This window comes from Achromobacter sp. HZ34 (assembly GCF_002209485.1).
GTDB lineage: Bacteria > Pseudomonadota > Gammaproteobacteria > Burkholderiales > Burkholderiaceae_B > Bordetella_C.
Map to the genome: position 1 here is coordinate 456,533 of NZ_NJIX01000002.1, position 18,782 is coordinate 475,314.

Annotated in this window: 18 protein-coding genes; 11 read left to right on the forward strand and 7 right to left on the reverse strand. The window is 64.6% G+C overall.

All coding sequences use genetic code 11. The features are described 5' to 3' along the window. Nucleotides 1-170: 170 nt before the first annotated feature. From CEY05_RS08795 to CEY05_RS08805, 3 genes are all read left to right on the forward strand, one after another. A complete protein-coding gene (locus tag CEY05_RS08795) occupies nt 171-1,151 on the forward strand; it encodes a LysR substrate-binding domain-containing protein (RefSeq protein ID WP_088598109.1) in 981 nt (326 codons plus the stop codon). Between the two features lie 117 nt (nt 1,152-1,268). Next, complete coding sequence (locus tag CEY05_RS08800) at nt 1,269-2,507, forward strand: amidase (protein WP_088598110.1); 1,239 nt, start codon at nt 1,269-1,271, stop codon at nt 2,505-2,507. A 299-nt stretch (nt 2,508-2,806) separates the two neighbouring features. Next, nucleotides 2,807-3,766, forward strand: coding sequence for a Bug family tripartite tricarboxylate transporter substrate binding protein (locus CEY05_RS08805; RefSeq protein ID WP_369825930.1), 960 nt, complete (start codon nt 2,807-2,809; stop codon nt 3,764-3,766). A 20-nt stretch (nt 3,767-3,786) separates the two neighbouring features. Here the strand turns inward: CEY05_RS08805 and CEY05_RS08810 are convergent, their stop codons facing one another. Beyond that, entirely contained in the window at nt 3,787-4,530 is a 744-nt protein-coding gene (locus CEY05_RS08810) for an IclR family transcriptional regulator (RefSeq protein ID WP_088598112.1), read from the reverse strand. A gap of 96 nt (nt 4,531-4,626) precedes the next feature. On the opposite strand from CEY05_RS08810, the gene CEY05_RS08815 reads away from it, so the two are divergent. The 7 genes from CEY05_RS08815 to CEY05_RS08845 all read left to right on the forward strand — a co-directional run bounded on the left by CEY05_RS08815 (nt 4,627) and on the right by CEY05_RS08845 (nt 11,017). Next, nucleotides 4,627-5,667, forward strand: coding sequence for a tripartite tricarboxylate transporter substrate binding protein (locus CEY05_RS08815; protein ID WP_088598566.1), 1,041 nt, complete (start codon nt 4,627-4,629; stop codon nt 5,665-5,667). A gap of 111 nt (nt 5,668-5,778) precedes the next feature. Further along, nucleotides 5,779-6,462 carry an RraA family protein gene (locus tag CEY05_RS08820; protein WP_088598113.1) on the forward strand — a complete coding sequence of 228 codons (684 nt, stop codon included), beginning with the start codon at nt 5,779-5,781 and terminating at the stop codon, nt 6,460-6,462. Next, entirely contained in the window at nt 6,459-7,400 is a 942-nt protein-coding gene (locus CEY05_RS08825; RefSeq protein WP_088598114.1) for a hydroxyacid dehydrogenase, read from the forward strand. Before CEY05_RS08820 ends, CEY05_RS08825 begins: the two co-directional genes overlap by 4 nt. Continuing rightward, nucleotides 7,397-8,461, forward strand: coding sequence for a cyclase family protein (locus CEY05_RS08830; RefSeq protein ID WP_233161435.1), 1,065 nt, complete (start codon nt 7,397-7,399; stop codon nt 8,459-8,461). The genes CEY05_RS08825 and CEY05_RS08830 overlap by 4 nt, the downstream gene beginning before the upstream one ends. 51 nt (nt 8,462-8,512) lie before the next feature. Beyond that, entirely contained in the window at nt 8,513-8,905 is a 393-nt protein-coding gene (locus CEY05_RS08835; protein ID WP_088598115.1) for a tripartite tricarboxylate transporter substrate binding protein, read from the forward strand. Nucleotides 8,906-8,957: 52 nt separating this feature from the next. Next, nucleotides 8,958-9,878, forward strand: a complete 921-nt coding sequence (locus CEY05_RS08840; protein WP_088598568.1) for an SMP-30/gluconolactonase/LRE family protein — start codon at nt 8,958-8,960, stop codon at nt 9,876-9,878. A gap of 152 nt (nt 9,879-10,030) precedes the next feature. Then, nucleotides 10,031-11,017 (forward strand): tripartite tricarboxylate transporter substrate binding protein, encoded by a 987-nt coding sequence (locus CEY05_RS08845; RefSeq protein ID WP_088598569.1) that lies wholly within the window; start codon nt 10,031-10,033, stop codon nt 11,015-11,017. Between the two features lie 122 nt (nt 11,018-11,139). Here the strand turns inward: CEY05_RS08845 and CEY05_RS30865 are convergent, their stop codons facing one another. Then, nucleotides 11,140-11,433 (reverse strand): hypothetical protein, encoded by a 294-nt coding sequence (locus CEY05_RS30865; protein WP_143220329.1) that lies wholly within the window; start codon nt 11,431-11,433, stop codon nt 11,140-11,142. Nucleotides 11,434-11,577: 144 nt separating this feature from the next. On the opposite strand from CEY05_RS30865, the gene CEY05_RS08850 reads away from it, so the two are divergent. Beyond that, complete coding sequence (locus CEY05_RS08850) at nt 11,578-13,161, forward strand: aldehyde dehydrogenase (NADP(+)) (RefSeq protein WP_088598116.1); 1,584 nt, start codon at nt 11,578-11,580, stop codon at nt 13,159-13,161. 71 nt (nt 13,162-13,232) lie between these two features. Here the strand turns inward: CEY05_RS08850 and CEY05_RS08855 are convergent, their stop codons facing one another. Genes CEY05_RS08855 through paoA form a run of 5 tightly spaced genes read right to left on the reverse strand, consistent with a single transcriptional unit; the run spans nt 13,233 to nt 18,666 of the window. Further along, nucleotides 13,233-14,132, reverse strand: a complete 900-nt coding sequence (locus tag CEY05_RS08855; protein ID WP_088598117.1) for a LysR family transcriptional regulator — start codon at nt 14,130-14,132, stop codon at nt 13,233-13,235. 58 nt (nt 14,133-14,190) lie between these two features. Further along, nucleotides 14,191-14,817 (reverse strand): IclR family transcriptional regulator C-terminal domain-containing protein, encoded by a 627-nt coding sequence (locus CEY05_RS08860; protein ID WP_088598118.1) that lies wholly within the window; start codon nt 14,815-14,817, stop codon nt 14,191-14,193. 41 nt (nt 14,818-14,858) lie between these two features. Continuing rightward, nucleotides 14,859-17,066, reverse strand: coding sequence for an aldehyde oxidoreductase molybdenum-binding subunit PaoC (gene paoC / locus CEY05_RS08865; RefSeq protein WP_088598570.1), 2,208 nt, complete (start codon nt 17,064-17,066; stop codon nt 14,859-14,861). A 2-nt stretch (nt 17,067-17,068) separates the two neighbouring features. Beyond that, on the reverse strand, nt 17,069-18,022 hold the full coding sequence (locus CEY05_RS08870; RefSeq protein ID WP_088598119.1) for a xanthine dehydrogenase family protein subunit M: 954 nt from the start codon (nt 18,020-18,022) through the stop codon (nt 17,069-17,071). After that, on the reverse strand, nt 18,019-18,666 hold the full coding sequence (gene paoA / locus CEY05_RS08875) for an aldehyde dehydrogenase iron-sulfur subunit PaoA (protein ID WP_088598120.1): 648 nt from the start codon (nt 18,664-18,666) through the stop codon (nt 18,019-18,021). The genes CEY05_RS08870 and paoA overlap by 4 nt, the downstream gene beginning before the upstream one ends. Nucleotides 18,667-18,782: the final 116 nt, after the last annotated feature.

Here is an 18,782-nt window from a genome sequence, read left to right on the forward strand (position 1 = left end):
TGACCGCCCGTCCTCTTTGTGACGGGTCCCACGGTTGATGCTGGAACGCGGGCGTGCATGCCCTTGTTCCCCCAGTTCGAAAGATAGAGATGTGCCAAAATTGGGTCAACCGATTTAATCTCTCGCCAGACTGAATTTTTTTCATCTGTAAAGCTTCTGGAAGAACGCCCATGTCACATGCCCAGCTGCAACTCACCGCCCTGCGGGCACTGGAAGCGGCAGCACGGCTGCTCAGCTTCAAGGCAGCCGCCCAGGAGCTGCACGTCACGCCTACCGCCATCAGCCACCAGATCCAGCAGCTGGAACGCAGCCTGGGTGTCGAGCTTTTCGTGCGCGTGCACCGCGGCCTGACGCTGACGCCCGCCGCCCAGGCCTGCCTGCCGCACATCCGCGACGGCTTCGCGTCCCTGCGCGCGGCGGTCATCGCCATCCAGGAATACAAGGACGTGGGCACCCTGTCGGTCAGCGCGCCGCCGTCGTTCGCCATGCGCATCCTGATGCCCTTGAGCCAGGAATTCCTGGCCCAGTATCCGGACATCGACCTGCGTATCACCACCAGGATGCGGGTCCCCGTCCAGGAAGCGGCGCGCCCGCAGGACGAGACTGAAACGTTCCGTTCCTGGGCCGAGGAAAGCGACATCGTCATCGTCCTTGGCAAGGACGGCTTCGGCGACCTGGATGCGGAAGAACTGATGCCGCTGTCCGTGCAACTGGTCTGCAGCCCGGGCTTGCTGGAAAACGGTGCGGGCCTGCGCGACGCAGCCGACGTACAGCACTATCCGTGGCTGCACGATGACCGTGGGCTGAAGTACGGCGGCGCGCCGTTCTGGGACCAGTGGTTATCCAGCCAGGGGGTCAGCCCCAGGGAGCACGGACACGGCGCTCATTTCAACCATGCCGCAATGGCCATCGAGGCTGCCGTCAAAGGCATGGGCTTGCTGGTGACCACGCCCTGCTTGTGCTGGAAGGAACTGCGCAACGGCGAGCTGATCACACCGCTGGAACACGCCGTGCCGATCGAGAATTCGTATTTCGTCCTGAACCGGCGCACGCAGCGCCCGGCGGCCGAACTGTTCAAGCAATGGCTGCGCGCGCGTTTGCAGGAACGGAGCCTGGTGGCAAATGTAAGCGATGCGCTTGCCGCAGGATGAATTTTTATCAGTAATGAGGAGTATGAACCGGGTCTACAGGGTATACCCGCAGAGTTCACGTACCAATTTTGGTATAACTTTTGGTGCTGTCACTTCCCTCTCTCATTCGCCATCGCCATGCACCCGCCCCGCAAAGACCTGAATCTCTCCGCCCTGATCGAGCAAGTCCGCGAAAACGACCGTGACCTGCGCGCCTGGGCGCACCTGGCAACGGCGGCCGCTGCCGATGTCGCCACCATGGGTGCTGCCGCCGCTGACAAGCCCCACTCCGGTCCCCTGGTCGGCGTGCCCTTTGGCGTCAAGGACGTCATCGACGTGGCGGGCATGCCGACCCGATGCGGATCCGACGGTTCGGATGCACGCGACGCGGACGTCGACGCCACGTGTGTGAACCTGCTACGCCACGCAGGCGCCGTCCCGATCGGCAAGACGGTCACCGCGGAATACGCTTTCCGCACGCCGGGGCCGACGCGCAATCCCCATCGTCCTGACCACACGCCAGGCGGGTCTTCCAGTGGATCCGCCGCGGCGGTGGCGGCGGGCATGGTCCCCTTCGCCTTGGGCACCCAGACCGGTGGCTCGATCATCCGTCCTGCCGCGTACTGCGGGGTGGTCGGTTTCAAACCCAGCTTCGGCGCGGTCCCGCGCGCCGGCCTGACCTTCACGTGCGAATCGCTGGATGTCATCGGGTGGATGGCTGACACGGTCGATACCGCGGCCGCGATTGCCGAGGTACTGATCCCGCCAGGCCCGGCAGGCGCCGGGACCCGGCGGCCGCCGAAGGTCGCGCTGCTGGCGCAAGCCGCGGAGCATCCCCTTGACGAGCAGGCTGAACAAGCGCTGCACAGCGCCGCCGATCGCCTGCGCGAGCTGGGCGTCGATGTGCATACGCTGGGCGCCTGGGCGCATGCCGGCGAACTCACGCGCACGCATGAGGTGATCATGCGATATGAAATCGCGCGCAGCTTGCGCCCCCTCGCCGATCGCTATTCGTCGCGCCTGGGCGCCGATGTGCTCGACGTCATCGAGATGGGACTTTCGCTGCCCGCGGCCGACTACGCCGCCGCAAGACGGACCCAGGACAGCTTGCGGCACGACTGGGCCGGGCTCATCGGCGACGCCGACTTCGTCCTGACACCGAGTGCGCCCGGCGCGGCCCCCGCCGGCCTGGCCAGCACAGGCTCGTCGGCCTTTAACAGGAATTGGTCCTTATTGGGATGGCCATGCCTGCATCTGCCCACGCAACGCGATGCACTTGGCCTGCCCCTGGGCGTGCAACTGGTGGCGCCTTTCGAACACGACCACGACCTGCTCGCCGCGGCCAGGCTATGGTGGCCAGCACTGCGCGCGCAGTAATCGGCGCAAGCGGTGGCTGAGCGGTGGTTGAGCGGTGCCGGAGCAATATGAGGCAATGGCATGCCGGCCAGCCACGGCCGATACCATTGCGCCTGATGAAACCTATTTCACCTGTCGAACGCTTGTTGTAATACGCGAAACACGCCTTTAGAGTGGGGCTGGAGCGCTCCTCGAAGCGCCGCGATAAACAACAGGAGACAGGAATGTTCAGGCTACCCATGGCCGGGCGAGCTCGCGCCCGGTCCGCGACCCTTACCGCACCCCTTACCGCACCCCCTACCGCCACCGCCACCCGCTCGATCAAACGCGCACTGTTCACCGCCGCCGCCACCGTGGCCGTGCTGGCAGGCGCCCCGGCCCACGCCGACTATCCGGATCACCCGATCACCATCGTCGTCCCCTACGCGCCCGGCGGCGCGGCCGATGCCCTGGCGCGCGTATTGGCGCAGAAAATGGGCGCCAGCCTGGACACCAGCGTCATCGTGGAAAACCGCAGTGGTGCCAGCGGCACCATAGGCGCGAGCTACGTCGCCAAGGCGGCGCCCGATGGCTACACCATGCTGTACGACGCGACGCCGTTCTCGATCAATCCGCATCTGTTCCCGAAGCTGCCTTATTCCAGCAGCGCACTCAAGCCGCTGGCGCTGGTCTCGCTGGCACCCAACATCCTGATCGTGAAGGCCGATTCCCAATACAAGGACGTGAAGGACCTGATCGCGCAAGCCAAGGCCAGGCCCGGCAAGATCAACTTCGCATCGGGCGGCAGCGGCACGGTGCAGCGCCTGGCTTCAGAACTGTTCCGCCAGAAGCTGGAGCTGGACATGATGCATGTCCCCTACAAGAGCGGCGGCCCCGCCATCACCGACGTGATGGGCGGCCAGGTGGACTTCATGTTCAGCACCATGGCGGCATCCTCGCCACTGGTGGCCGCCGGCCGCCTGCGTGCGCTGGCGATCTCGTCGCCGCAGCGCTCGCCTTTGCTGCCCGATGTGCCCACCGTGGCGGAGACGGTGATCCCGGGCTACGAAGTCTATGAATGGAATGGCGTGTTCCTGCCCGCCGGCGTGCCGGACGCCGTGGCCGGCAAATTGCACAAGGCGCTGCTGGCCGCGCTCAATGACCCGGAGGTCAAGAAGCGCTTCAATGACGTGGGCGCGCAGCCCGTGGGGTCCACGCCCGCCCAGTTCGCCGCCTACCTGAAGACGGAAGACAAGAAATGGGCCGAGGTGATCCGCAACGGCAACATCCACCTCGATTGAGACCTGCGCGATGGGCCTGACTAACGGGCCGGTCGCGTGCCCATCATGGCGCGCGACAGCCGCTCCGCTGCGCTCAGGACGGCAGGCTTGTGCTGCTGCAGCACCTCTTCCGTCAAACGCGACAAGGGCCCCGAAATGCATACCGCACCCAGCAGGGTCCAGTTCAGCCCATATACGGGTGCCGAGATACTGGAGACCTCCGGATCGCGTTCACCCAGCGACATCATGTAGCCCTGGCGGCGCACGCTCTCATAGGGTTCGCCAGGCTCGCCCGAGAAAGCAAGAATGACGCGCCCCGGGCTGCCCAGATCCAAAGGCAGGCCCGCCCCCACGCGCACGTGATGGCGGATCGCCTTGGGGCCGTCCACCCGCACCACGCAGATGCGCTGGCTGCCTTCGCGCACATAGAACGTCGCGCTCTCGCCGGTGGCGACGGTCAGTTCCCGCAGCACCGGTTCCACGATGTCCTGCACATTGAACGAGGCCTGGTAACAGGCGCCCAGCCAGCCCGCCGAGCGCGCCAGGCGCCAGCTGCCATCGGCGCGTTGCGCCAGGTAGTCGTCCAGCGCCAGGGTGCGCGCCAGCCGCAACACGGTTGAGCGGTGATAACCCGTGCGCCGGCTCATCTCCGCCAGCGTCAGGTGCGGATCGTCGACGCCGAAGGCAGCCAGGATGCGCATCGCGCGGCGTACCGCGACCACGCCTTCTTCCTGGTCGCCAGCGTCTTCCGCCTTTGCTTCGCTAATGGCTTGATCTTGTTTCATGGGATACGACGTGTTCCGACAAATGAAACGCTATTGTATTAGGCGGAACAGAGTTTCAGAATGAGCCTCACCAAAAATAATCATTACGGAGACAACATGTCCTTGCCCTTCCGCCTGCCCGCAGGCGCGGCGCGGCGCCGTGCCGCCAGCTTTGCCCGCCATTGCCCTTCGCCTGGCGTCTATCTTTCCGCCTTTTTTTGCGCCCTGGCCTGCGCACCGCTGCCCGCCCCGTCCAGCGCGGCAAGCTATCCCGACAAACCCATCCGCGTCATCGTGCCCTTCCCCCCTGCCGGCGGCACCGACCTGATCGCGCGCGAGGTCGTGCGTGAAGTAGCGCAAGCCAAGGGTTGGAACTTCGTCGTGGAAAACCATCCGGGTGCCGGCGGCAACCTGGGCATCGACGCGGTGGCGCGCTCCGCGCCCGACGGCTACACCATCGGCCTGGGCCAGACCAGCAACCTGTCCATCAATCCCACCCTCTATCGCAAGATGCCTTATGACTCCGTCAAGGACCTGGCGCCGATCGGCCTGATGGCGGGTGCCCCACTGGTGCTGGTGGTCGCGGCCGACAGCCCCTATCGCACCCTGGCCGATCTCATCAACGCCGCCAGGAAAGACACCCTGGCGTTTGCCTCGCCCGGCAACGGCACCGTGGCGCATCTATCCGGCGAGATGCTGCAGAAGATGGCGGGCGTGAAGTTCATGCACATCCCCTACAAAGGAGCAAGCCAGGCCGTGGTCGACCTGATCGGCGGGCGCGTGCAGCTCTACATGTCTTCGGTGCCGACGCTGCTGGGCCACATCAAGGACGGCAAGTTCCGCGCCCTGGCCGTGACGTCCGCCAAGCGCGTGGCGGACCTGCCCGATGTGCCGACGATGGCGCAGGCCGGCTACCCGGGCTACGAGGCCGTCACCTGGTTCGGCTACGTGGCGCCCGCCGGCACGCCCCAGGACATCATCGACGCGCTCAGCACCGAAATGAACAAGGCACTGAAGCAGCCCCGCCTGATCAAGGTCCTGCAGGAACAGGGCGCCGATGTCATAGGCGGAACGCCCGCACAGTTCGCCGATGTCATCAAGGCCGACATCCAACGCTGGAAACCCGTGATCCAGGATGCAGGCGTGCACATCGACTGACTCGCATCGACTGACTCGCATCGACCGGCACACGAGGCCAGGGCACGGATATACACGCCGCGCACCGCCTGCCTTACGCCCCGACCCTTTCTTTTCATCGAGGAATTCCCCATGCCTACCCCCGACATCAACAAGACCTTCGAACGCGTATCCGCCGCCGCCGTGCGCGAAGCCGGCCAGTACCAACCCGCCATCCTGGCCGACGTCGCCGGCCGCCGCGGCGCCCTGCATGGCCGCATCCAGGCCTTGCGCCCGCATATGCGCTTCGCCGGCACCGCCTTTACCGTCGAGGTAAGGCCGGGCGACAACCTGATGATCCATGCGGCCCTGGCGTTGGCGCAACCGGGCGATGTCCTGGTGATCGACGGCAAGGCCGACCAGACCTGCGCGCTGATGGGCACCATCATGATGAACGTCGCGCGCGAGCGCAAACTGGCCGCCGTGGTGATGGACGCGGCCGCGCGCGACAGCCTGGATATCGAGGAGATGGACTTCCCCGTCTTCAGCGTGGGCACCAATCCCAACGGCCCCACCAAGCAGGTCGGCGGCCGCATCGGCCATCCGGTGTCGGTGGGCGGCGTCACCGTGCATCCCGGCGACTTCATCTGCGGCGACGCCGACGGTGTGGTGGTGGTGGAACGCGAGAAGATTGAATCGCTGCTGCCGCTGGCCGCTCACAAGGTGAAATCCGAAGCCAAGCGCATCGAGGAAATCAAGAAGGGCAATGTCGATGCGCCCTGGCTGCAGGCCGCGTTGGTGACGGCCGGCGTGCTCAAGCAGGGGGAAACATTGTGACCGCCGCCAGCAAACCGCGCGTCCTGGTGACGGGCGCCGATCTGGCGCCGGCCGCCCTGGACCTGCTGCATGACTACCAGGTCGAATACGCCGGCGCCCGCTTTACCCAGGAACACCTGGCCAGCCTGGTCGCCGTGCACGACCCCGTGGCGCTGATCGTGCGCTACGGCCAGATCACGCCCGCGGTCATCGGAGCCGGCAAATCGCTGCGCGTCATCTCCAAGCACGGCAGCGGTACGGACAACATCGATCGTGCCGCCGCGGCCGAGCGCGGCATCGCCATCGTGGCGGCCACGGGTGCCAACGCGGGGGCGGTTGCGGAGCACGCCATCGCACTGCTGCTGGCCTGCGCCAAATCGGTGGTCGCGATGAATGTCCGCATGCATGCCGGCCACTGGGACAAGGCCACGCACAAGAGCATTGAATTGCGCGGCAAGACGCTGGGCCTGATCGGCCTGGGCGCGATCGGGCGCCGCACGGCAGCCATCGCGCACACACTGGACATGCGCATCCTGGGCCATGATCCCTATGCCAATGACTTGCCGGACTACATCGCCGCGGCACCCCTGGAGCGGATCTGGGCCGAGGCCGACGCCATTTCCCTGCACGCGCCGCTGACCGACGACACCCGAGGAATCATCAACGCGGACACGCTGGCGCGTTGCCGCGATGGGGTGATCATCGTCAATACCGCGCGCGGCGGCTTGATCGACGAACCGGCACTGGTGGCCGCGGCACGCAGCGGCAAGGTGGCCAGCGCCGGCCTGGACAGCTTTGCCCAGGAACCGCCGCCGGCTGACCATCCCTATTTCGGCATGGCCAATCTGATCCTCAGCCCGCACATCGGTGGCGTCACGCGCGACGCGTACGTCAGCATGGGGACAGCGGCCGCCAACAACGTCCTGGCCGTACTGCGGGGCCGCAAGGAGGCAGCATGAGCCCACCCAACCCGCGCTGGAAACAGCGTCCTCCGGGATCCAACTGGGGCGACTTCGGGCCCGATGACCAGCGTGGCCGCATGAACTGGGTCGATCGCGGCAAGGTCCTGCAAGGCATCGCGGAGGTGCGCGAAGGCCTGACCTTCTGCCTGTCCCTGCCGCTGGACTATCCAGGCGGTAGCGCCCTCAACCCCAAGCGGCCGCCGCCACGGCGCTTCGCCACCCTGCGTGACGGCGCCAGTGCCGGCAAGCAGAGCTTCTGCTTTTCCTATGCGGACGAAGACGAACGCATCACCGACGTCGTCTGCGACGACACGGTGCTGATGAGCCTGCAGTACTCCACGCAGTGGGACAGCCTGGCGCACATCGGCAGCCGCTTCGACGCGGATGGCGACGGCCATGCCGAAGCGGTCTTCTACAACGGCTATCGCGCCGGCGTGGAATTGCAGCAGGCCAAGGAAGATCCTGCCGCCGAGCCATGGGCGCGCTTTCCGGATCCGGTGGCCCATTCCCTGGGTATCGAGAACATGGCGGAGCACGGCGTGCAAGGCCGTGGCGTCATGCTGGACTTGCATCGCCATTTCGGCGACGCGCAGCGCCGTGTCGGCTACGACGACCTGATGCGGGTACTGGAGGCGGATGCCGTGGAGATCGAGCGCGGCGATATGGTGTGCGTGCACACCGGTTTCGCGCAACTGCTGCTGGACATGCGCAAGACGCCGCAGGTGGATCTGCTGAAGCGTTCATGCAGCGCGCTGGATGGGCACGATGCGCGTTTGCTCAACTGGATCAGCGACAGCGGCCTGGCCTGCCTGATCGCGGACAATCCCGCCGTCGAGGCCATCCACGTGAACCTGCAGCCGGGCATCCGCGCGCCGCGCTTGCCGTTGCATGAACACTGCCTGTTCAAGAATGGCATCCACCTGGGCGAGCTGTGGTATCTGACCGCGTTGGCGCTCTGGCTGGCCGAGCACGAACGCACGCGCTTCCTGTTGACGGCGCCGCCACTGCGGCTGCCCGGCGCGGCCGGCTCGCCCGCCACACCGGTCGCCACCGTGTAGCGCCGCACAACGGCGAGCCGCGAAAAACACGAACAAGAAACTGGAGACGACATGAAAGTCCTGCGTAACCTCTTCGCCCTGGCCGCCATCGGCTACGGCTGCACGGCGCTGGCGCAATACCCCGACCCTCCCTTGACCATGGTGGTGCCCTACTCCGCGGGCGGCGCGGCTGACGTGCCCACCGTTGCCGAGTCCGGCATCGCCGGCTATGAGATGTACGAGTGGAACGGCATCTTCCTGCCCGCCGGCACGCCACCGGATGTGGTGAGCCGCCTGGAGAAGGCCGTCCACGAGGACGTCAATGATCCGGCGACTAAGCAGAAGCTGGCCAATCTGGGGGCCGAGCCCGTGGGATCGTCATCGCGCGACTTCGGCGAGTTCGTCGACCGCGAGATGAAGCGCTCCGCCGAAGTGCTGAAGCAGGCTGGCATCCAGGCGGGATAAGCGTCGAGCCGGCGCGGCCGCGTCACCTTAAACCGTGGAAACTCTCCCCATGATGACCTTGTACCAGCAGCCCCAGTGGCGCGATGCTGAAATCCACACGGCCATGCCGGCCCATCACCGCCGCACTGGCGTGCGATCCATATGGGCCGATGCCAATCGTGGCGGCGTACCCATCGACTCGTTCCTTGAAGGGCCGGTGTTCGATACGCACGGCAACCTGTACGTCACCGATATTCCCTTCGGCCGCGTCTTCCGCATCGATCCACAAGGGACATGGGATCTGGTCACGGAATACGACGGCGAGCCCAATGGCATGAAGTTCCTGTCCGAGCACGAACTGTTGATCACCGACTACAAGAACGGCCTGGTCAAGCTGGACGTGCGTACCGGCCGTACCGAAGACTACCTGGCGCGGCGCAACAGCGAGCGCTTCAAGGGCGTCAACGATCTGGTGTTCGACAGCCACGGCAACCTGTACTTTACCGACCAGGGCCAATCGGGCATGCACGATGCCAGCGGGCGTGTGTTTCGCCTGGATCCGCGCGGCAAGCTGGACCTGCTGCTGGACAACGTGCCCAGCCCCAACGGCGTGGCGTTGTCGCCAGACGAGAAGGTGCTGTACATCGCGGTGACACGCGGCAACGCCGTGTGGCGCGCGCCGCTGATGGAGGACGGCAGCGTGGCCAAGGTCGGCCAGTTCTTCACGTCTTATGGTCCCAGCGGCCCGGACGGGCTGGCCGTGGACGAGGCCGGCAACGTCGTCGTGGCCAATCCCGGGCTGGGCTATGTGTGGCTGCTCAATCCGCGCGCCGAACCCGTCGTGGTGTGGCGCAGTCCCAAAGGCATGTCGACTACCAACATCGCCTTCGGCGGCCCGGACCGCAAGACCTTGTATTGCACCGAGTCGGTGTCCGGCACCGTCTTGAAAATGGCGGCGCCGCAAGCCGGTTTGCCTTTGTCCCGGCCTCGTTGAATCCCTGGCCCGCGCGGACGACGCCTATCCACGACATGAACACCGCAATACCCATATCGGGCCGCCCATGCCGTGGCCCGGCCCATTGCCCTTGCAGGAGACAATCCATGCCCTCACTTTCGCGTATCCCTTCACATGTCCTTTCGCGGGTCATGTCACGTACGCTTTCTTACGCCCTGCCGCTAGCTCTCGCCCTCTCCGGCGTCGGCGCCGGCGCTGCCCACGCCGCTGAACCGGTCGCCTATCCCGACAAGCCTGTGCGCGTCTACACCGGCTTTGCCGCGGGGGGCCCCACCGACGTCATCGCCCGCTCCTACGCGCAATACGCCGGCACGACGCTGAAGCAGCCCTTCATCGTGGAAAACCGTCCCGGCGCCAACACCATCCTGGCCGCGGGCGCCGTTGCCGTGGCCGCGCCGGACGGCTATACCCTGCTGGCCGCGGCAACCAATCACACGATGATTCCCGCGCTGTACAGCGACAGGGTGAAATTCGATGCCCTGAAGTCCTTTGCGCCGGTCTGCACCGTAGCCATCAGTCCCACGGTGCTGGTGGTGCGCTCTGACTATCCCGCCAAGGACACGGCGGGATTCCTGGCCGACGTGCGGGCCCATCCAGGCAAGCGCACGTATGCGACGCCAGGGATAGGCAGTTCCGGCCACTTCGCCACCGAGCTGCTGGCCGCGCGTGAAGGCTTGCAGATGGTGCATGTCCCCTACAAGGGCGCGGCACCCGCGATGAACGACCTGATGGCGGGACAGGTGGATATGTCCTTCGCCACGTTGGCGTCCGTATTGCCGCAGATCAAGGCGGGCAAACTGCGCGCGCTGGCGGTGGCGGCGCCGCAGCGCTCCGCCTTGCTGCCCGACGTGCCCACCTTCAAGGAAGGCGGCGTCAACGACTACCGCGCGGACGCCTGGTACGGCATCCTGGCGCCAGCGGGCACCCCGGCAAGCGTACTGGCGACCTTGCAGCAGACCGCCCGCGCCTATGTCGCCGACGACAGGACCAAACAGACCATGGCTGCCATGGGCCTGGAATCGAACAGCGTGTGCGGCGCCGATCTCACCGCGCAAATTGCGAAGGAAATAGACACCTATACGGGAATCGCGCGCAAGCTGAAATTGTCGGGAGAATGACTCGGCCGCCCGGGTGCATGCTGGGTCCGGCGGGCGCCGGCACAGTGGCCATCGCCTGGATCGAAGGATCTGAATTGAAGGGCCTCACTCGGAGGCCCTGGTTCAGATATCCCGGCGCCCTCTCAGCCGCCCGCCGCCATCCGGTAATGCGCCTCGTCGAACTTGACCGTGGATTCCATTTCCTGCGGCGCAGGCGCGCTTATTTCACCGGCCAGCTCGCGTACGGGGCCGGAAGATCGGGGCACAACACCAACGAGGGACAACTGTGCATTAACCAGGGCGTCGAAAAAATCTTTCATCGGAAACTCACTTGATAAAACCTGAGATTCGATTCTGCGCGTCCATAGACGAGGGATAAACCGGGAATTCATAAAATGAGAATCCCACTGGACAGAACAATGGACGAGCACGTTCATGAGCGTGTCATCGGGCGTTCAGGTGTGACTCAGAGAGACTGCTTGGCGCGGCGAAAAAGCGGTAAAAACAGAGCGCGGTAAAGCGAAAATCCGACAATTTAGATTTCGTTCATAATCTCCAGCATTGAATCCAGGAGATACATCATGACGAACCCCATCACCGGCGCGATGCTTATCGGTGACGATAGTCTGGACAATGGCCATCGCACACTACAGGCCGTCGATCCCGGCACCGGCGCCAAGCTGGAACCAAGTTTCGCCGAAGCCGGCGCTGCCGAAGTGGATCGCGCATGCGCCCTGGCCTGGGCGGCATTCGATACCTACCGCGAGATCAGCCTGGAAAAGCGTGCACGGTTTCTCGAAGCCATCGGCGAGCAGATCATGGCGCTGGGTCAGCCGCTGGTGGACCGCGCCGTGGCCGAGACGGGATTGCCAGCGGCGCGCATCGCAGGCGAACGCGCGCGCACCGTCGGCCAGCTCCAACTCTTCGCGCAAGTCGTGCGCGCCGGCGAGTTCCTGGATGTGCGGGTGGATAGCGCCCTGCCGCAGCGCCAGCCTTTGCCGCGTCCCGATCTGCGCCTGCGCCAGATTGCCTTGGGACCGGTGGCCGTATTCGGATCGAGCAATTTTCCGCTCGCGTTCTCGGTTGCCGGGGGCGACACGGCGTCGGCGCTCGCGGCAGGTTGTCCGGTGGTGGTGAAGGGTCATCCCGCCCACCCGGGAACCGGTGAATTGGTAGGACGCGCGATACAGGCGGCGGCGCGCGCTTGCGGCATGCCGGCGGGCGTATTTTCACTGGTGCTCGGTGGTATCGAGACGGGCGCCCTGCTGGTCGCGGATTCCCGGATCAAGGCTGTCGGCTTCACGGGTTCGCGCGGCGGCGGCCTGGCGTTGATGGATATCTCCACCAAGCGCCGCGAGCCGATTCCGGTGTTCGCCGAGATGAGCAGCATCAATCCCGTCTTCCTGTTCCCCGGCGCTTTGGCGGCCCGCGCGGAAGCCATCGGCAAGGCCTTCGTCGGCTCGCTCACCTTGGGTGCCGGACAGTTCTGCACGAATCCTGGCGTGGTCGTGGCCTTGCAGTCGCCCGACCTGGACCGCTTCGTGCAGGCAGCCAGCGAGGCCTTGGGCGGCTCCGTTCCAGGCCCGATGCTGACACCTGGCATACATCAGGCGTTCGAACGCGGCGTGAACGCGATGGCGGCGCAAACGGGTGTGCAGGTACAAGCACGGGGCCAGACCGGTACCGGACCCAACCGCGGCCAGGCGGCGCTGTTCGTCACCGATGCGAAAAACTTCCTGGAACAAGAAAGCTTGCAGCATGAAGTGTTCGGCGCCGCCAGCGTGGTCGTCCGGTGCGACAGCATGGAAGAAATGCGGCAGGTCGCCGAAGGCGTGGAAGGCCAGTTGACGACCACGCTGCATCTGGAACCCGCGGACTATGCGGTGGCGCGCGAACTGATCCCCGTTCTGGAACGCAAATCCGGCCGCATCCTGGCCAACGAGTGGCCCACGGGCGTCGAGGTGGCCCACGCCATGGTCCATGGCGGCCCCTATCCCGCCACCTCGGACAGCCGCTTTACGTCGGTAGGCACCCTGGCAATCCGCCGCTTCCTGCGGCCCGTCAGCTATCAAAGCCTGCCCGTGGAGTTGCTGCCTGAAGCGCTGCGGCCGGAGAACCTGGGACGACTTCCGCGACTGGAGGACGGTGTGCGTTTGCTGCCTTGATGGGACCTGCGGGTTCGCAGCTAAGCGTTGACATGGCAGGGATGCACCGCTGCCTCATCCCTGCGCGGTAACTACTTCGAGGGCCGATGGCGCAATGCGTCCACCAAAATCCCCAGTGCCCGCGACGATTGGCGGCGGCTGGGATAATACAAGTGATATCCCGCATACGGTTGGCACCAATCGTCAAGCACGCGCACCAGCCGTCCCGACGATAGGTGCGGCGCGACCAGATCCTCGGGCACAAAAGCCAGGCCGTATCCCGCCAGCGCTGCCTGCACGATCTGGCTGCTGTTGTTGAAGATCCATTGTCCTTCCACGCGGACATTCAATTGCTGCCGGCCTTTGGCAAAATCCCATACCAGCAGGCTGCCATGCGTGGGCAGGCGCAGATTGATGCAGCGATGTTGCGCGAGGTCCCGTGGCGTACGAGGCCTGCCGTTGGCGGCCAGATAGCCTGGCGTCCCGACGACCGCGATTCTCAGATCGGGGCCGATACGAACGGCGATCATGTCCTTGGCTACTTGATCACCCAGTCGCACACCCGCGTCGTAACGCTGCGCCACGATGTCGGTCAAGCCGTAGTCGATCGTGATTTCAACCTGGATTTCCGGGTAATTCGACAAGATGGGCGACAGCTTGGGCCACAGCACGCTGTTTGCCGCGTGCTCCGCGGTCGTGATGCGGATAATTCCGGCGGGCCGGTCGCGCAGCTCGCCGACCGCAACGAGGTCTGCCTCGATGTCTTCCAGCCTTGGGGCCACATTCTCGAACAGCCGCTGCCCGGCCTCGGTCATGGACAGGCTGCGCGTGGTGCGCGTCAGCAATCGCACACCGAGACGCGACTCCAGGTCGCGCACGGTATGGCTGAGCGCCGATTGCGATACGCCAAGTTGCGCTGCCGCCCGCGTGAAACTGCCTTCCTTGGCGACGGTCACGAACACGACGAGATCATTCAGATTCTTGCGCAGCATTTATGACACCGACTCACATGACGACGTCGATTATAACGATCACATTACTGAATCCAGTTTATAGCTCGAGGACATTGAACAGCTCCCGCATAGCGCGAGCGGCAGCCCCTCGCATCTGGCGCGGCCCCGGTTGCGTGGCACCGCCACTGGCACTGAGCGCCGCCACCACGCTGCCGCGCACGCGCAGGGGCAAGGCGACGCAGTTCAGATCCGGTGCGGAGGCACCGATATCCAAGGCATAGCCCTGCGCACTCACACGGACGAGTTCGTTTTCCAGCGACGCGCCGATGGCCTCGGTACGCCGTAGCCGGCGCAGCAATTGCCCCTCGAAGGCGGCAAGCGTCAGGTCGGCGCGCGTGCCACCAGGAACGGCCAGAAAGCAATTCTGCCGAGTCATGTCAGAAAAGGCGTGCAACGCGGGCGCGAAGGCGCGCTGCAACCGCTGCCAGTATCCGTCCGCCGACTGCCCCGCCAGCAGCGACAACCGTGCGCCAAGGCAATACAGCTGCCCGGTCCGTGCCACGTCACCGGTCCCGACCAACGTGTCCAGCAAATGGTGCGTCGTGCTCTTGCCCATGCCGCATTGCGCCGCGAGACCGCCGATGTGGCCGACATCGTCGCGGACTATCCGCACAGGCGAACATCGCTGACTACGCGCTCCCCGGACGTATGGCAGGGTGAACATTACCCCCGTGCATTAGCGCCATACATCCGGCCAAGGAAGATTTATGCCGCCAAGGGCATCTTCGCCAAGAGCTTGTCCAGCGTGATGGGGTAGTCTCGTACTCGCACGCCGGTAGCGTTGTAGATGGCGTTGGCAATGGCGGCTCCCACGCCGCACAGGCCCAACTCCCCTATCCCCTTCGCTTTCATCGGCGAAGAGGCGGCATCCACCCCTTCGATGAATATCACTTCCTGATGCGGGATGTCGGCATGGACAGGAACTTCGTAGCCCGCGAAGTCGTGATTCACGAAGAATCCCACCCGCTTGTCCACCGCAAGTTCTTCCATCAACGCCGCGCCCGCGCCCATGGTCATGGCGCCGATCACCTGACTGCGGGCCGACTTGGGATTGAGGATCCGGCCCGCATCGCACACTGCCAGCATTCGCCGCAAGCGCACTTCAGCGGTGTGCACGTCCACAGCGACCTCGACGAAATGCGCAACGAAGGTGGATATCTGGAATTTCTTGCTGAGATCGCCGAATTCGATGCTGTCCTCGGCCACCAATTCGGCGTCGGCGACGGCGTCAGTGAGCGAATAACTGCGCCCACCCGTCAAAACCTTGCCATCCGAGAACTGAACATCCTGATCGGATATCTCCAGCCGCTCAAGCACGGCCTGGCGCAGCTTCACGCAGGCGGCGTAGACACCGGAGGTCGAACTATTCGCGCCAAACTGGCCGCCTGATCCTGAAGACACCGGAAAGGAAGAGTCGCCAAGCCGCACACGCACCCGATCCAAGGGCAAGCCCAGCATCTCCGCTGCCGTCTGCGCGATGATGGTATAGCTTCCGGTGCCGATGTCCGTCATGTCGGTTTCCACCGTCACGATGCCCCACTGATCCAGGCGCACGCGCGCGCCAGATTTGATGACGGGGCTATTGCGAAACCCCGCGGCCATACCCATGCCGATCAGCCATTCTCCCTCGCGCCGCGCAGCCGGTTGGGGATCGCGCTTCGCCCATCCAAATCGGTCAGCCCCGGTTTTCAGGCATTGGACGAGATGCCGCTGTGAAAACTGCCGCTCGGGATGCAACGGGTCGACCTGAGTGTCATTCAAGATACGCAGCTCGACCGGATCCATCCCCAGCTTCTCGGCCAGTTCGTCCATCGCCACCTCCAGCGCCAGATGGCCCGACGCCTCGCCCGGCGCACGCATGGCATTTCCCTCCGGCAGGTCTAGTTCCGCCAGTTGCAGCGCGGTCATGCGAACGGCGCCCGCATAGAGAAACTGAGTCTGCTGCACGGCATTCTCGGGCTTTCCGCCTGGCAGATTTCCCGACCAGCCCTCATGACCGATCGCCAGCAATTTTCCGTCCTTCCCGGCACCCAGTCGCAGGCGTTGGATCGTTGCCGGGCGGTGCGTCGTATTGTTGAAGATCATCGGGCGGGGCAGCGTCACCTTTACGGGCTGCCGCGCCACCTTGGCGGCCAGCGCGGCCATGATGGCATCCGCACGGACGAACAACTTCCCTCCGAAGCCGCCGCCAATATAAGGCGAGATCAGCCTGACCTTCTCTTTGGGTAGCCCCAGCGTCTTGGCGACATCAGACCTTCCCCAATTGATCATCTGGTTAGAGGTCCAGAGGGTGAGCTGGTCCCCGTTCCAGGACGCGATGGATGCATGAGGCTCCATTGCCGCATGTGCCTGGTCCGGCGTCGAGAAGGTCGCGTCAACCTGCACCGGTGCCGCGGCAAACGCCGCTTCGAAGTCGCCCATGGGTACGCCCGCGCCACGCGGGCCGGACGGCGGCTTGGTCGCGCCATCGCTTTTCGCCTGGGCCAGATCGAAGCGCCCCCTGGAGGGGATGTAGTCGACCTTGAGCTCCGCGGCGGCGGCCCTCGCCTGTTCGAAAGTCGTTGCGACAACCACTGCGATGGCCTGGTGATAGTGGTCGATTTCCACCCCGCCAAACAGCTTCGCGATGTTGTACGTTCCCTTGGTCAAGTTGCCCACGTCCTGCGCGGTAACCACGGCAATGACACCCGGCATGCGGCGGGCCGCGCGTGAATCGATGGAAGAGATTTTCCCTCGCGCGATTGCCGAGGCCACCGGATAGCCGTAGGCATAGCGCGGCCCCGCATCGTTGCGCTCGTAGGCATAACGCGCGGTCCCTGTCGTCTTCAAAGGGCCATCGATACGATCGTGGGGCTGGCCTATGATCCGTTCCTGGTCGATCGGATTGTTATCAGCGGGTTTTTCGAATTTCATGCTCATGCCCCCTTCGCCTGGGCCAGGGCGGCCGCGATAGTCCGTTCCACCAGAGGAATCTTGAAAGCATTGTGCGCTGTAGGCGTTGCCCCATCCAGAAGCCGTGCCACGACGGCGGCCGCCCCGTTGGGCATCTCCGCTTCGGCTTGCTCGATACGCCACGGCTTGTGGGCCACACCGCCGAGCGCGATCCGGCCGCTGCGGTCGGGCTGGACGATCGCCGCCACCGAGACCAACGCGAACGCATAGGAAGCACGATCCCGGACCTTGCGGTAGATGTGGGTGCCGCCAACGGGAGCGGGAAGCGAAACCGCTGTGATCAGCTCACCTTGCTCCAACGTCGTCTCTACGTCCGGCGTGCTGCCCGGCAAACGATGAAAATCCGCGATAGGGATGCGTCTCATCGCGCCATTCGCCCGCACTGTCTCGACCGTCGCATCCAAGGCGCGCAGCGCGACGCACATATCGCTGGGCTGCGTCGCAATGCACTGCTCGCTGACACCAATCACCGCATGCTGGCGACTCACCCCTTCGCGCGCGGAGCAGCCACTGCCCGGCGCACGCTTATTGCAGGGCATGTTGGTGTCGTAGAAATACGGACATCGCGTGCGCTGCAGCAAGTTGCCGGCGGTCGTGGCGCGATTTCTCAGTTGCGCGGAAGCGCCCGCCAGAATCGCGCGCGTCAGTACGGCGTAGTCGCGCCGGACCAGCACATGGGCCGCGAGATCTGTATTGCGCACCAGCGCACCGATGAGCAAGCCACCGTCAGCCGTCAGTTCGATCTTGTCGAGACCGATACCATTTACATCCACAAGATGAGATGGCGCCTCGACCCCGACTTTCATCAGATCCAGCAGGTTGGTCCCACCGGCAATGAATTTTGCGCCGGGCGTGCGCGCTATCGCGGCCGCGGCCTCTTCTTGCGAAGCCGCACGTTCGTAGGTAAATGCTTTCATGCGCGCCTCCCGACGACTTCGACAATCGCTTCCACAATGTTGGAGTAAGCGCCGCAGCGACAGATATTGCCGCTCATACGCTCCCGGATTTCATCGTTTGTCGGCTCGGCCCGAACCTGAAGATCAGCACTGACGTGGCTGGGTATCCCCTGCCGGATTTCGCCTATCATGCCAACGGCTGAGCAGATCTGGCCTGGCGTGCAGTAGCCGCACTGGTAACCGTCGTGTTTGACGAACGCCGCTTGCAAAGGGTGAAGGCGGTCTGGTGTACCCAGGCCCTCGATCGTCGTGATCGATGATCCTTGATGCATCACGGCGAGGGTGAGACAGGAGTTCACGCGGCGGCCGTCGAGCATCACCGTGCAGGCCCCGCACTGGCCGTGGTCGCAGCCTTTCTTGGTGCCGGTCAGCTTCAGATGCTCCCGCAACGCATCAAGCAACGTGGTCCGAGGATCAACCTCGATCTCACGGAGCTCGCCATTGACTTGAAACGCGACGGCTGATGATGCGGATGACCGAAGGTCTTCGGCTGAGGTGGCCTGCGAGGCCGAGGCCAGTGGCGGCGCGGCGAGCGCCGTCGCCGACATCGCCCCCCCAAGCAACAATCTGCGTCGAGATACCTTGACTGGGCCGGTATCGTCCATTGGTCGTTCTCCTTCGATAACCGCTATCGCGGCGGAGGGTGACCATTGATGCTAGCGGGAGGACTATCCCCTGACTAGGTACCGACGACGACATACAGTCATGTCCCTGGCTCATT

Excerpts from the sequence above, each read along its gene's own strand:
- CEY05_RS08830 (WP_233161435.1), top strand. The coding sequence starts at position 7,397 with ATGAGCCCACCCAACCCGCGCTGGAAACAGCGTCCTCCGGGATCCAAC.
- CEY05_RS08840 (WP_088598568.1), top strand. The coding sequence starts at position 8,958 with ATGACCTTGTACCAGCAGCCCCAGTGGCGCGATGCTGAAATCCACACG.
- CEY05_RS08845 (WP_088598569.1), top strand. The coding sequence starts at position 10,031 with ATGTCACGTACGCTTTCTTACGCCCTGCCGCTAGCTCTCGCCCTCTCC.
- paoA (WP_088598120.1), bottom strand. The coding sequence starts at position 18,666 with ATGGACGATACCGGCCCAGTCAAGGTATCTCGACGCAGATTGTTGCTT.
- CEY05_RS08815 (WP_088598566.1), top strand. The coding sequence starts at position 4,627 with ATGTCCTTGCCCTTCCGCCTGCCCGCAGGCGCGGCGCGGCGCCGTGCC.
- CEY05_RS08835 (WP_088598115.1), top strand. The coding sequence starts at position 8,513 with ATGAAAGTCCTGCGTAACCTCTTCGCCCTGGCCGCCATCGGCTACGGC.
- CEY05_RS08860 (WP_088598118.1), bottom strand. The coding sequence starts at position 14,817 with ATGTTCACCCTGCCATACGTCCGGGGAGCGCGTAGTCAGCGATGTTCG.
- CEY05_RS08870 (WP_088598119.1), bottom strand. The coding sequence starts at position 18,022 with ATGAAAGCATTTACCTACGAACGTGCGGCTTCGCAAGAAGAGGCCGCG.
- CEY05_RS08820 (WP_088598113.1), top strand. The coding sequence starts at position 5,779 with ATGCCTACCCCCGACATCAACAAGACCTTCGAACGCGTATCCGCCGCC.
- CEY05_RS08855 (WP_088598117.1), bottom strand. The coding sequence starts at position 14,132 with ATGCTGCGCAAGAATCTGAATGATCTCGTCGTGTTCGTGACCGTCGCC.
- CEY05_RS08810 (WP_088598112.1), bottom strand. The coding sequence starts at position 4,530 with ATGAAACAAGATCAAGCCATTAGCGAAGCAAAGGCGGAAGACGCTGGC.
- CEY05_RS08800 (WP_088598110.1), top strand. The coding sequence starts at position 1,269 with ATGCACCCGCCCCGCAAAGACCTGAATCTCTCCGCCCTGATCGAGCAA.
- paoC (WP_088598570.1), bottom strand. The coding sequence starts at position 17,066 with ATGAAATTCGAAAAACCCGCTGATAACAATCCGATCGACCAGGAACGG.
- CEY05_RS30865 (WP_143220329.1), bottom strand. The coding sequence starts at position 11,433 with ATGAACGTGCTCGTCCATTGTTCTGTCCAGTGGGATTCTCATTTTATG.
- CEY05_RS08850 (WP_088598116.1), top strand. The coding sequence starts at position 11,578 with ATGACGAACCCCATCACCGGCGCGATGCTTATCGGTGACGATAGTCTG.
- CEY05_RS08795 (WP_088598109.1), top strand. The coding sequence starts at position 171 with ATGTCACATGCCCAGCTGCAACTCACCGCCCTGCGGGCACTGGAAGCG.